Source organism: Streptomyces carpinensis (assembly GCF_002154505.1).
Lineage (GTDB): Bacteria > Actinomycetota > Actinomycetes > Streptomycetales > Streptomycetaceae > Streptomyces > Streptomyces carpinensis.
In genome coordinates, this window is the sequence record NZ_MUBM01000093.1 from 1 (window position 1) to 13,003 (window position 13,003).

Annotated in this window: 12 protein-coding genes and 1 pseudogene; 2 read left to right on the forward strand and 11 right to left on the reverse strand. The window is 67.6% G+C overall.

The features are described from left to right. Window positions 1–272 precede the first annotated feature (272 nt). Both BZY54_RS54745 and BZY54_RS50260 read right to left on the reverse strand, forming a co-directional pair. Entirely contained in the window at window positions 273–1,097 is an 825-nt protein-coding gene (locus BZY54_RS54745; RefSeq protein ID WP_143668050.1) for an aldehyde dehydrogenase family protein, read from the reverse strand. Beyond that, window positions 997–1,941: an aldehyde dehydrogenase family protein gene (locus BZY54_RS50260; protein ID WP_143668051.1), complete on the reverse strand. Its 945-nt coding sequence runs from the start codon at window positions 1,939–1,941 to the stop codon at window positions 997–999. Before BZY54_RS50260 ends, BZY54_RS54745 begins: the two co-directional genes overlap by 101 nt. 261 nt (window positions 1,942–2,202) lie before the next feature. On the opposite strand from BZY54_RS50260, the gene BZY54_RS55055 reads away from it, so the two are divergent. Together BZY54_RS55055 and BZY54_RS55060 are read left to right on the forward strand one after the other, a co-directional pair. Next, the gene (locus tag BZY54_RS55055; protein ID WP_341868685.1) at window positions 2,203–2,847 is read left to right on the forward strand and encodes an aminotransferase class III-fold pyridoxal phosphate-dependent enzyme; all 645 of its coding nucleotides are present in this window, start codon (window positions 2,203–2,205) and stop codon (window positions 2,845–2,847) included. 130 nt (window positions 2,848–2,977) lie between these two features. Then, window positions 2,978–3,085, forward strand: a pseudogene (locus BZY54_RS55060) (hypothetical protein); the annotation flags it as partial. Between the two features lie 291 nt (window positions 3,086–3,376). On the opposite strand, the gene BZY54_RS13745 reads toward BZY54_RS55060, so the two are convergent. From BZY54_RS13745 to BZY54_RS13785, 9 genes are all read right to left on the reverse strand, one after another. Next, complete coding sequence (locus BZY54_RS13745) at window positions 3,377–4,201, reverse strand: PucR family transcriptional regulator (protein WP_158103864.1); 825 nt, start codon at window positions 4,199–4,201, stop codon at window positions 3,377–3,379. 63 nt (window positions 4,202–4,264) lie between these two features. Beyond that, entirely contained in the window at window positions 4,265–5,164 is a 900-nt protein-coding gene (locus BZY54_RS53175; RefSeq protein ID WP_244217147.1) for an IS110 family transposase, read from the reverse strand. A gap of 422 nt (window positions 5,165–5,586) precedes the next feature. Continuing rightward, on the reverse strand, window positions 5,587–6,522 hold the full coding sequence (locus tag BZY54_RS13755; RefSeq protein ID WP_086725470.1) for a carbohydrate ABC transporter permease: 936 nt from the start codon (window positions 6,520–6,522) through the stop codon (window positions 5,587–5,589). A 13-nt stretch (window positions 6,523–6,535) separates the two neighbouring features. After that, window positions 6,536–7,501 (reverse strand): carbohydrate ABC transporter permease, encoded by a 966-nt coding sequence (locus BZY54_RS13760; protein ID WP_107419708.1) that lies wholly within the window; start codon window positions 7,499–7,501, stop codon window positions 6,536–6,538. A gap of 38 nt (window positions 7,502–7,539) precedes the next feature. Then, window positions 7,540–8,451: a metallophosphoesterase gene (locus tag BZY54_RS13765; protein ID WP_086725471.1), complete on the reverse strand. Its 912-nt coding sequence runs from the start codon at window positions 8,449–8,451 to the stop codon at window positions 7,540–7,542. A 23-nt stretch (window positions 8,452–8,474) separates the two neighbouring features. Continuing rightward, entirely contained in the window at window positions 8,475–9,218 is a 744-nt protein-coding gene (locus BZY54_RS13770; protein WP_086725472.1) for a tyrosine-protein phosphatase, read from the reverse strand. 30 nt (window positions 9,219–9,248) lie between these two features. Continuing rightward, entirely contained in the window at window positions 9,249–10,646 is a 1,398-nt protein-coding gene (locus BZY54_RS13775; RefSeq protein ID WP_086725473.1) for an ABC transporter substrate-binding protein, read from the reverse strand. A 68-nt stretch (window positions 10,647–10,714) separates the two neighbouring features. Next, complete coding sequence (locus tag BZY54_RS13780; protein ID WP_086725474.1) at window positions 10,715–11,827, reverse strand: ABC transporter ATP-binding protein; 1,113 nt, start codon at window positions 11,825–11,827, stop codon at window positions 10,715–10,717. 189 nt (window positions 11,828–12,016) lie between these two features. Further along, entirely contained in the window at window positions 12,017–12,907 is an 891-nt protein-coding gene (locus BZY54_RS13785; protein WP_086725475.1) for a MurR/RpiR family transcriptional regulator, read from the reverse strand. Window positions 12,908–13,003 lie beyond the last annotated feature (96 nt).

The following is a 13,003-nucleotide window of genomic DNA, read 5'->3' on the forward strand; positions in this document are numbered from 1 at the left end:
TCGGCCCCCTGTCCGGATGGTCGCCTGCGTTCCCGAACCCGTGCGCGAGGCAGTCACACGACCGGGTAGCCGAACTGGAACCGGCCGGCGCGAACGCGTACAACGGCGGCAACAGGGCCTTCTGCGTGCTCGTTGGTCTCAATAGCCCCAAGCTACACGGGAGGCCCTGCCTTCAAGCATGCTGAGCCAAGAGATCACTCGGCTGAACCGTCATACAACCGACGTTCACCGTGGTCGATAGAGCAACGGCTTCTAACCGGGGACCGTGCCCGTCAGGGCCGGACTGGTGGCAGGGCAGGCCGTCCACGCATGGCGGAAGCCCAGCCAGGGACTGTTCCTGAATCGGTGCCGATCCCCGGTACTGCCACCGGGTTGGTGGGGCGAGGCAGCGACTGCTCCAGCGGGTGTCGCCGGGGATAGGTGTGGCGAGGCAGCTGAGACGTCGGGGCCCGAAGGCTCTCTGGAGTACCTGCAGTCGGCCAGGGACGAGGGTGCGACGACCCCCCTTTTTGGCGTGATCCACAGTGAATCCGAAACGGTGTAGTCCCTCCATCAACCGAACGGCAAAGAGCCTTCGACCCGTTCTGGCGGGCCGCCGATGCCGACCACGACGGCACGGGCCTCGGCCTGCCCATGGAGATCTCCTCCCGGTAGACCCGCATGGACGGATCCACGTCGACGAGCACCGTGGTCTCCATCGTTCCCGGGCGGAAGTTCTCGAACAGGATGTCGGCCCGGCGCACCAGTTCCATAGCCCGGCGCCTGTCAGTCTCGTCGCGCAGATCGAGTGCCACGGAGCGCAGGAACGCGCCCGTCGATCGGTCATCGTCGTACGGGCGGCCACCGGTGAGGATCTCGACACCGGGACGGGCGGCGCCCGCGTCCACCGCCTGCTGGATCTCGTCGCGGGCCTCGAGCGAGATCACGGGGCCCATCTCCGTCGTCTCGTCGAGCGGGTCACCCACCTTCAGCGCCGCGACCTGCTTGACGAGCCGGTCAAGGAAGTCGTCGGCGACCGAGTCCTCGACGACGAGACGGGAGGTGGCGGTGCACTTTTGTCCTGTGGAGCGGAAAGCACCCGCCACCACTTCCGTCACGGAGGTCGAGGTCGGCGCTGGCCAGTACGGCGGCCGCGTTCTTGCCGCCCATCTCCGTCGGGATGGGACGTGCCAGCCGGCCGCAGGTCGCGATGAGATTCCGGCCGATGGACGTCGACCCGGTGAAGGTGACCGCGTCGACCCCGGGGTGTTCCACGAGCCGGCCGCCCAGCGCGCCACCGCAGATGAGCAGGGACAGCACGCCCTTCGGAAGCCCGGCTTCCACCAGCGCCTCGGCCAGACGCACCGCCAGCAGCGGGACGGCACTGGCGGGCTTCCACACGACGACGTTGCCGTAGCTGAGGGCAGGGGCGATCTTCCAGGCGGGGATCGCGAACGGGAAGTTGAACGGGGTCACGACGGCCACCACGCCGACCGGGCGCCGGATCACCTGAATCTGCTCGCCCGCCCGGGACGAGGCGAACACCTCGCCGACCGGGCGAAGTCCCTCACTCGCGTAGTAGCGGAAGATGTCCGCCGCCCGCCGCACCTCCGCAATGCCTTCCGCGAGGGTCTTGCCTTCCTCCCACGCCAGTTCCTCGCCCCACTGCTCGGCGTGCGCATCCATGATGGCGGCCGCGCGGTGGAGGATCCGGCCGCGTACCGGGTGCGGCGCCGCCGCCCACTTTGGGAAGGCGTCGCGCGCCGCGGTGACGGCTTGGTCGAGGTCACCTTCCTGAGCGAGCCGACCCGCCGCCACGGTCTCGCGTGGGCGCGCCGGGTTGGTGTCGATGAGCTCACTGCCGTCGCCGTCCCGCCACGTGCCGGCGATGAGCTGGCGCAGCGGCCGGGCCGCCCGGGCGGTACCCGCTGCTGCGGAGGCACCGCTCGCACTGTGTCGCATGGCTTTCCTTTCGACATGGTCGCCGCGCTTGTCGTCGGCGAACCCTGGTGCTCATGGACCTGATGTGGTCGCCATTCTGTGGAACGCCCCTGCGGCAGCGCACTGGACGAGATGTCGTGGCCTTCCGGCCCGGGCCATGCCGATCCGTCGATCGACCGGGCCCGGCGCCGGTGCTTGGCTCGGAGCCCCATCCCTGCCCACCACGGAGGGCGTCTGCATGTCCGGTGCTTCCCTCTGGCCGGTGGTCCCGGCCTGACGCAGATGCGGCGCATCGTCAGTGAGGTCCCCGGCCCGCGGCCGCGCGAACTGCTCGCTCGCCGACGCTGCTTGGTGCCAGCCGGTGTCGGTGCTGCCCTGCCCGCCTTCGCCGAGGCGGCCGACGGGGGAGTGTTGGTCGATGTGGACGGCAACTCCTTCATCGACTTCGGCCGTGGTATCGCGGTCACCACGGTGGGTGATTCGGCGCCGTCCGTGACGGAACGAGCCACCGCTCAGCTGCGCCGGTCCACCCATACGTGCTTCCTGGTCAACCCGTTGGAGTCGTACCTGGATGTCCGCCAGCGGCTGAACGAACTCGCCCCCGTCCCCAGTGAGAAACGCACCGGCCTCGTGAACTTCGGCACGGAGGTGCCGTCACGGTTCGTACGGGCGTCGTTGTCTTCGACCACGCCTTTCAAGGAGGCAACAAACCTTGCTCACCATGAGCCTCACCGTGAAGAACAAGCCCTACAAGCAGGGCTTCGGGCCCTTCGGCTGGACGTGCACCGCGCTCCCATGGCCCATCCCTACTGCTGGCCTATGGGGCCGACCAGCTGCGCCGAGGAACCCGCGGACCTTCTGACAAATCTGCTGGACCGGCAGGTCGGAGGGGAGAACGTCGCCGCGGTTCTGATGGGGCCTATATAAGGAGAAAGCAGGTTCGTCGTGCCGGCTCCCGGATTCCTCACCACGCTCGCCGACATGGACGCCGTGCCAGCGGGCGGCCTGGGAAGCACCTGCAGCGGCAACCCTGTGGCGTACGAGGCGGCCCCTGGGGGTGTTCGAAGAGATCGAGACCCACGACTTGCTCAACCGCGCCCATCGCATCGGTGACCTCATGCTCGATCGGCTGAACGAACTCAGCGACGCCCACTCGATCGTCGGAGACGTCCGAGGCCGAGGAGCCATGATGGCCACCGAGTTGTGGAACCCCAGGCGACGGCATCCCCTCCGACCTGGCGACCAGGGTCGCCCGGCGCTGTCACGCGGAAGGGCTGCTCGCGCTCACGGCCGGAAGCTACGGCAATGTCCTCGCTACCTTTCGCTGCTTTCGATGCCGGACACCCTGCTGAAGGAAGAAATGGCCATCTCGCGGAAGCCGTCGACAAGGAAACCACTTCAGCCGGGTCAGAGGAGTCCAACGGAGGGGCACATTATTGGTTTGGGGCCCTTGACCTCAGTGCTTGGCGTCGCGGACGGGCTCCTGCCAGGCCGAGAGGGCCAGGAGGAGCTCTGCCCGTACGTGGGCCGAGTCGAGGTCCACGTCGAGCAGGCTGCGGATCCACTCGACGCGACTGCGCAGGGTATGCCGATGCACGCCCAACGCCACCGACGCCGCCTCCCATTGACCGTGATGCTCAAGGAAAGCACACAGAGAGTCGATCAGCTCGGTTCCCTGGCTCACGTCGTAGGACGCCAATGGGCCGAGCCGGGTGACGGCCAGCGATTCCAGCACCCTCCTCGTCTCGGGCGTGGTGAAGAGCACCTGCCCGGCGAGAGACTCCACGGAGACGACCTCGCGGCAGCCCCGTGAGTGCGCTACGGACACGGCGTTCAGCGCCTCCCGCAGAGCGGCCGGACCGTCGTCGAGGGCATGGATGCCGCTGAGGCCCGCCCAGGTACGCGTGCGCGCATGAGCCGGTGCTGCATCGCCGACGCCCCGCGCGGTGAGAGCATGATTGCCGGGCAACAGCAGGGCAGCACAGCCGCCCTCCCGTACCATCCCGAACAGCGGCAGTCCCCGCTCGGTCAGCACCTCGCCCGCTCCCTCGAGGAGGTGACGGGGGTCGCCTCCTCTCAGCGCCAGTACTCTGATCCCGTCGCGCACCGGGAAACCCGACTCGTTCAGATGCTCATGGGCAGCAGGTGCCGTCACCGCCCCGTTCAGCAGCATGCGCAGGAACATTCCGTTCACGCGGTGCTGCTCGTCGCGCAGCCTGAGCGGTTTTTCGGCTTCCAGAGCCACGAGAGATGCCGCGTGACCAAGGAGCAGATGATCCACGGGAGTCAGGGACCTGTTACTCAGAAGCACCAGACGGCCGTGCACACGAGGACCGACACGCATCTAGTGAACGGCTGCCACGCCCTCCGGCGTGGTTGTGACGGAGGCAGCCGCCTGCTGCGGAGGCGGCGGTCCGGCGAGCGTCAGGAGTTCCGGTGTCCGGGAGCCGGGAGGGTGTGCGGCGCGGGTGGTGCCCTCCTGGTCGAGGTAGAGCACATCCGTCCCGGTGGAGACGGCCAGTTCGCGGACGACCGCCTGCGCGCCGCCCTTGAGCGCGGCCCGGGTCATCCTCGGCTGGATGCGCGATGCCTGGACCACACCGTCGTACTGCTGCTCCGCCACTCGTTCCATGACGATTTTGGTGATGGCGAGGAAGGGCGTGGGCAGCGGCACCTCCACCTTGCGGGCGGTCTCGACGTCGCCAGCGGGACGGACGGACCGCAGCAGTTTGGCGGCCAGGTCCGCGGACAGCTGAGTCGGGGCGCCTCCGGGCAGCAGATCACGCAGCAGCGCGTGGAGTTGATTGACCGTGCGTACCCGGGCCTGAGCCAGGTTCACACGCCGCTCGTCCAGGAGAGCCAGCGCTGTGGTGTGGTCCTCGGGCTCGACATCCCGTCCGTCTCCCTGCAGACAGGCGACGGTGGCCGCGGCCGCGGCGTCGATCTGGTCGTTCTTGCGCCGTCCACCGCGGGAGAGTTCGCGCGCTCGACTGGTCGCCGCGGCAGGCACGTCGACGACGCTCTCGCCGCGGGCGATGAGCCACTGAGCGAGATGCCGGCCCAGTCCGTTAGCGTTCTCCACCGCCCACTTCCGTTGCGGCCACCGCTTGGCCCAGGCCAGCAGCCGCCGGTAGTCCGTCAGACTCGCCTCGATCCGCAGCGTCCCGACCTGCTGGTTTGATTCCGCCTCAACGGCAGTGGCGGTGTGGGTGGACTTGTGGGGATCGACACCGAGCAATGTCACGGGACTGTATTCCTCACGGTCGGACGACAGGGCATCCACGGCCGACACGCCGACTTCCGGAACCAACCGGCCGGGACACGCCTCTGTTGAGTCAGACCGCGGACGGACACCGGACCGGGGACATACCCCGGGAGAGCCAGCCCCGAAGAGCGGCAGACGGTTCACGAGTCACCCGGCCCGGCGTCCTACGGCAGGCTACGAGCGGCCAACCCGACCGCGTCCCGCTACCCCCATACAAGTCGGCGGTTCACTTCACGGAGAGAATCCGTGGATTGGGCACATGGCCCTACCTGCGTGGGTACGCGGGTAGGGTCCGGCCCGGTCGGCCGAGCTCCCGGTCTTCGGGAAAATTCCTCAGCACCTTTGACATGCTGCGGCCCGTATTGCCCTGGAGCGCACGTCGGTGAGATCCCAGGTAGTGGTCAGCGCAGGCCGGAGCGGACGAAGGCGTCCACGATGTAGCGCTGCAGGAAGATGTAGATCAGGAAGATCGGAATGCAGGCCAGGCCCGCGGCGGCCATCATCGCGCCCCAGTCGTCACCCGCCTCCCCGAGGAAGGACCGGACGCCGATCTGGATGAGCGAGTCGGGCTTCTTGGACAGGATGAGGGTCGGCCAAAGGTAGTTGTTCCAGGCCTCGATGAACAGCATGATGCCGAGCGCGGCGAGGGCCGGGCGCATGTTGGGGAGGACGACCTTCCACAGGATCCCCCAACGGTTGCGGCCGTCCATGTGGGCGGCCTCGACGAGCTCTTTGGGGAAGGCCTGCATGTGCTGGCGCATGAGCATGACCGCGAAGGCCGAGCACATGTTCGGGATCACCACGCCGGCCACGGTGCCGAGCAGCTGCCAATGGGCGATGGTGACGTAGTTGGGGATCATCGTGACCTGGAAGGGCACCAGCCAGGCGCCCAGGAACAGCAGGAACAGGATGCTCTTGCCCGGGAAGTCCCACAGGGCGAAGCCGTAGGCCGCGAAGATGGCCACGAGCAGCTGGCATACCGAGACGCACAGGGCCATCACGAAGGTGTGATACAGCATTCCGCCGATCGGGATCTGGTGCCACACGTGCGTGAAGTTCTCGAAGCTGATGGGCCACGGGAACGGCGTCGACCTGGTGGCGTCCTCGGGGCGACGAAGGGCCGTCGCATAGAGCCAGTAGACCGGGAAGATGCTCACCAAGGCGACGATCGCGAGTACGACGTGGCCGCTGAACCGTGAGCCGAAGGAGTGCTGAGTGCGCACCGCCGCTGCGTTGTTCCTGGTGTCCTCCTGCCGCGCGACGATGCCGCTGACGATCTCGTCGGACTCGGCCTGGACAACTGGCTTGTGGTGCGGCTCGGTGATGGTGAACGACATTTCCATACCTCGATCAGTTGTCGTAGAAGGCGAGCTTGTCCGAGAGCTTGACCAGGAGGACCGCGATCGCCCCGAAGACAAGGAAGAAGACCGTCCCTGCGGCGCCCGCCATGCCGGCGTCGAAGTTGTTGAACGCGATCTCGTAGAGCAGGTAGTAGATGTTCGTGGTCGCGTTGTCCGGTCCGCCCTGGGTGAGGACGTCGATCATCGGATAGGTCCACTGGGCCGAGAGCAGGATCGTCATCAGAGCCAGGAAGAGGATCGTGGGAGAGAGCAGCGGGACGGTGATCCGCCGCAGGATCGTGGAGTTGCTGGCGCCGTCGACGGATGCGGCCTCGGCGTAGTCGGGGCTGATCCCCGCCATGCCCGCCGTCATCACCAGGACGCCGAAGCCGAGCATCTGCCAGCCGACGATGATGATGATGGCGATCAGTGCGCCGTGGTCGCTGCGGAAGACGCTGCCGATGTCGATCCCGAAGCCCTTGCGCAGGACGACGACGATGACGCCGTCGTACGGGTCGAAGAGCCATCGCCAGACCGCGCTGGTGGCCACCGGAGTGACCAGGAACGGCACGAAGACCAGGGCCTGGTAGATGGTTCTGGCTCGCCCGCTGACCCGCCGGGACATGAGGGCGATCACCAGCGGCAGGATCACCGAGCAGACCAGGAAGGCCGCGATGTAGAGGATCGTGTTGATGACCGCCTTGCCCAGCTCCCGGTCGTGGAAGAGCGCGGTGTAGTTGGACAGACCCGCCGGCTGCTTGGGGGCGGTCGGGAGCAGGTTCCAGTGGTAGAAGGACAGCTGGAAGGTCTCGATCAGCGGCCGGTAGATCCAGAAGACCAGCAGCGCGATGGCGGGCAGGATGAACAGGTACGGCGCGATCGGGGGCTTGCGCCACCGCCTGACGGCGGCCTCACCCTCGCGGGCGATCCGCTCGTACCTCTCCTGACCGGGGACGGGCGTGATGGTGAACGACATGAAGGAGACCTTCCAGGCTGTCCTGACGGGAGAGTGGGTCAGTGCTCGTTCTGCACCGAGGCGTTGACCGCGGCAAGTTGCTCGTCGGGCGTGAGCGCCAGGAAGGCGGCGAGCTTCTCCCCGTCCATCTCGTAGGCGGTCGGGTAGTCGCCGATCGGGACCACGGAGTGCAGGATGCGGTCGTCGTATACGTGGACGAGGTTGTACGACTGGGCGCCGGCCTGGCCCCGCGCGGCTGGGAACTCGACCTGCAGGTCCTGGGTGTAGCAGGTGGCCGAGGCGACCGAGACCGGGATGCCGGCGAAGGTCGAGTGGGTCGAGTAGTGCAGGTGGCCGCCCAGGATGCAGCGCACATCGGTCCCCTCCAGGACGGCGGCGAGCTTGTCCTGGCCGCGCAGTTCGAAGAGGCGGATGAGGCCGAGCGGACTCCACACCGGCGGGTGGTGCAACGCGATGATGGATCCGTCCGGGGCCGGCTCGGCGAGCACGTCGGCGAGCCAGGCCAGCTGCTCGTCGCTGATCTCGCCCCAGTGCTGACCGGGGACGGTCGAGTCCAGGACGATCAGACGCAGGCCGTCCAGGTCCCAGACCCGGTCGTAGGGCTCGGCGCTCGGCTCGACCCCGAGCAGGTTCTCGTAGAAGGCCTCACGGTTGTCGTGGTTGCCCATGCACCAGATCACCTGAGCGCCGTACTTGGCCGCGGACTTCTCCACCACCTCACGTACGCGCTGGTAGGCCTCCGGCTCGCCGGTGTCGGCGATGTCACCGGTCAGCACGATCGCCTTCGGCATGGAGTTCGACCGCTCGAAGCCGGCGAACATCTTCTCGAGGTTCGCCTGCGAGTCGACGATGTCGTGCAGCAGCCCGCCGTTGGTGCCCTTGGCGACGAAGTGCGTGTCGGAGAGGTGCAGCAAGTAGTGCTTGGCCTCGGGGTAGGAGTCAGTGCTCATGGTGGTGGGTCTCCGTGAAGTGATCAGGCGAGGAGGGCGGCGCTCAGCGCCGCGTGGTCGGCGGTGGTGAAGCCGTGGTCCTGGAGGAAGCCGAGGGGAGAGCCCCACTCGTTCTCCCAGCGGTCCACGATCCGCTCGAGGAGGCTGGCCGGGCTGGCGCTGACCAGCTTCAGGACGTCGTCGTCGAGCGGGTAGCCGGCGGCGGTCATCTTGGCGAGCATGCCCTCGACCCACGGTCCGGCGAGGTGCTGCTCGGTGCGGCTGTAGTCGAGGACGACATCCTCGCGGTGCACGCCGACGGCGAGCAGGGCGAGCGCGACCACCAGACCGGTACGGTCCTTGCCGGCCGTGCAGTGCACGAGCACTCGCTCCTCACCCGAGTGGGCGATGTGGCGGACGGCCTCGGTGAGTCGGGCACCGTGCAGGTCGAGCATGGCGTCGTACACGTGGTCCAGGGTGTGCGGCTGCTCGGGCATGACGGTCGGCATACCGGAGTCGAAGATCGGCGCGTGCACAATGGTCGCGGCGGGCAGCCTGGTCGGCTCGGTGGTGGTCTCCTCCTCGGTCCGCAGATCGATCAGCAGACGGATGCCGAGGTCGTCCATCGACTTCTTGCCCGTCGGGGTGAGACCCGCCAGCGCGTCGGAGCGGTAGAACTTGCCCCATCGCACCGTCCGCTCGCCGGCACGGAGGCCGCCCAGCTCGCGCAGGTTGTACGTCCCCTCCACCGGCAGCCGCCGGCTCAAGGTGATCTCCATGTTGGTCATCAGCTGGTGCTCCTTGACTCCTCGGCCGTGCTACTTGACCAGCGCCTGGGCGTCGCGCTGCGCTTGGGTCAAGGTGTCCTGCGGGTCCTTGCCGAGGTACACGGAGTTCTGCACGGCGTCGGAGAAGACCTTGCTGATCTGCGCGTAGTTGTTGCCCGGGTAGGCGTCCCACGTCTGCAGCTCCTGCAGCTGGTCCACGTTGACCTTGGCGCCGGGGGTGGAGGCGTACCACTTGTTCAGCGGGCCGCGGGGGTCGCTGGCCATCGTGTCGCGGATCGGCACGTAGCCGATGCCATTGGTGATCGCGTCGACACCGTCGGGGCCGGTCACGTACTTGATGAACTCCCAGGCCGCGGCCTGCTTCTTCGGGTCGGGCTGGGCCTGGTGGACCATGAACAGGGCCGAGCCCGAGTTGGTGGGAGCCGGAGTCTGGCCGGTGAACGCGGGCATCTTGGTCGCCGCGAGCTGCCAGCCACCGGCCTTGGCGCCGGCCGTGAACGTCGCCAAGGAGTTCGAGGTGGTGAGCTGGATCAGCGACTTGCCCTTGGCGAACGCGGTGGTCATCGTCGCGGCGTCGGCGTTGAGCAGGATTCCCTCGTCGTACAGCTTGCGCATCTTGGCGACGGCGGTGACCGAGCCGGCGTCGCCGAACTGGATCGTCTTCTTGTCCGGGCTGACGATGTGGCCGCCAGCCGACTTGATGATGCCCTGCATGCACCAGTCGCCGCCGGTGACGGTGCAGGGAATGCTGACGGGACTCTTGTGGCCGGCCGCGGTCAGCTTCTTGCCGATGGCCTCGATGTCGTCCCAGGTGGGCGCTGCGGGCATCGTGATGCCGAGCTTGTCCAGCGCGGTCTTGTTGTACCAGAGCACCGGGGTGGAGAAGACGTACGGCATTCCGTACGTCTTGCCGTTCTCGGTGGCGAGGGCGCGGGCCTTCGGGTTCATCGGCCAGGTGCCGGGATGGGTGGTGCTGAGGTTCTTGCCGTCGAACGCCTCGTTGATCGCCTGGTTGCCGACGACGTCCTGCAGCGGGTCGACGACCCCCTGGGTCGCCATCCAGTCGAGGGCGTCGAAGGTCTCCTGGGCGACGTCGGGTGCCTTCCCGGCCAGGATCTCAGCCTGCAGGTTCGCGGCGTACGCCGTGTTCGAGCCGGTCAGGTTGGCCGGGGCCTGGGGCTTGACGGTGATGTTCGGGTGCTGTGCCTCGAAGCCGCTGATCAGTTTGGTGACGGTGTCGGCCCAGGTGCCTCCCTGAGCCACGTTGTAGGACTCGAAGGTGATGGTCACCTTGTCGTTCGCGCCGAGCGTGGGCAGGGAGCCGGAGCCGGAAGCGGCGCCGCCGCCTGTTGAGCTGCCGCAAGCGGCGAGGGAGAGGGCCGCGAGGGCCGCGACGGTGGCGGTCGCGAAGCGCTTGGATATGCGCATGGGAGGGGTTCCTTCGATCTCTCGGGAGGTGCGGGAGGTGCGATGGGACGCGTGGGGTGCAGGTGGCGTCAGAGCGCGTCGGCGAGCGCGGGGGCGGGCTCCTCGACCCACTCCATGCGCCGTCCGGTGGCCTGGTCGAACAGGTGGACGTTGGCCGCTCTCACGCCGGCGGTGAACCGCTCGCCACGCTCGAGCGTGACCTCGCGCCCGCACTTGGCGACGACCGTGTGGTCGCCCACCTTGATGTAGGCGACCTGCTCGCCACCGAGGTTCTCGATCTGGTGGATGACGCCGTCGATGCGTACGGCGCCGGTCTCGGCCTCCTCGAGGCGGAGGTGCTCGGCCCGGAAGCCGATGGTGACCTTGTGCTCCGGGCAGGTGCCCGGCCACAGCCTGGAGGTGCTGCCGAGGGCAGTGGCCTGAACGTGACCGTCGCGGGTGCTCAGGGAGCCCTCGAGGAGGTTCATCGGAGGGGAGCCGACGAAGCCGGCGACGAAGATCGAAGCCGGGGCGTCGTAGACCTGTTCGGGTGTCCCGATCTGCTCGATGCGCCCGCCGTTGAGGATCACGATCTTGGTTGCCATCGTCATCGCCTCCACCTGGTCGTGGGTGACGTAGACGAAGGTCGCGCTGAGACGGTCATGGAGCTCGGAGAGCTCTTGACGGGTGTTGGTGCGCAGCTTCGCGTCGAGATTCGAGAGCGGCTCGTCCATCAGGTACGCGCTGGGCTCGCGAACGAGTGCCCGACCGACGGCGACGCGCTGGCGCTGGCCACCGGAGAGTTCCCGGGGTTTGCGGTGGAGCAGGCTCTCCAACCCGAGGGCCCTGGCGGCGCCGAGGACGCGCTCCCGCTTCTCTTCCTTGGAGACCTTGAGCACGTTGAGAGGGAAGGCGAGATTCTTCTCGACGCTCAGGTGCGGGTAGAGCGCGTAGCTCTGGAACACCATGGCGAGGTTGCGCTTCTTCGCTGGGAGGTGCGTGACGTCCTGGCCATCGATGAGGATCTGCCCGCTGGTCGGATCGAGGAGGCCAGCGATCATCCGAAGCAGGGTCGTCTTGCCGCAACCGCTGGGACCCAGCAGGACGACGAAGTCGCCGTCCTCGATGGTGAGGTCGATGTTGTCGACGGCGCGGTGGTCCTTGAACTGCTGAGTGAGGCCCACGATCTCGATGCGGCTCACAGTGGTTCCTTCCGTGAATGAAGATTCCGTGGTTAAGCGACTTCATGGAATCTCGTTACGGAAGGAACGGAAGCGGACCGCGGTGAACGCGCGGCGACGTCATGAGGGCCAGCTGGCGATGACGCACCTAAGTACTGGCTGGTTGGCCTGTGATGTGGGTCTCCTGCCGCCGGACGGCGAGTCGGGTTACTACCGGAGGGGGGTCGTCGGGCGGGGTGCGCTTGGCGACTCGAGGATCGCGGCAACGCGGTCCAGCATGCTGTCGCCCAGGCGGCCGCCGAGCGCGCCGGCGACCGCTCGGACGAGCGCATTCGCGAGCAGGATCTGCGCCAGGTTGCCGCTGATGACACCGCCCCAGCGGGGGGAGGGCGCGCCGGCCACCAGCGTGACCGTGCTTATCTCGTCCAGCGGGCTTCGCGCGTAGCCGGCGATGCCGATGACCGTCGCATCCGTGTCCGCGGCCGCCTGGGCGGCCTGCAGGGTGACCTGGTTGCTACCAGTGCTGCTCAGGGCGAGGCAGACGTCGCCATCGGTCAGGGTCGCGGCGGTCAGCTGCTGGGCGACGGCGTCGACGGGCGCCTCGCAGCCCTTGCCGGTTGAGATGAGCCCCAGGGCGATGATGCTCGCGGCGGGTGCGGAGGCGCCGTTGCCGAGGGCTAGGACGCGCTTGGCTGAGACGATCTGGCGCACCACCTCGTCGAAGGCGGCATAGTCGAGGGCGCCGAACGCGTTCTGCAGTTCGGAGCTGGTGAGCTGGAAGTACTCCGGCAGCCAGCTAGCCGAGGGTCCGGTGCTCTCGCCGATCTCGGCGGACCTGCTCTCGGCGTCGCGCATGAGCAGCAGCCGCAGGTGCTGGAACCCCTTGAAGCCGAGGCTCTGGCAGGTCCGGATCACAGTGCTGGGCGAGGTGTCGGCCCGCTCGGCGACCTCGGCGACGGAGAGTAGGGCCATCTCGGCGGGCCGTTCGGCGAAGGCCCTGGCGACGCGCTGTTCGCTGGGAATCAGCGCCGGGATGTGCGCGTGGATGTAGCTGACGGTGCTGCCAGGCGGCGGGGCGAGCGGAGGTCGGGCGGCATTCATGGTCGTACCTTAGAAGCGTGTTGCCCGGCCGGGAGTAAGGAATCGTATTCCACAGAAGGATGTTCATACGGAACATACGATCCGTTCACGGCGCCT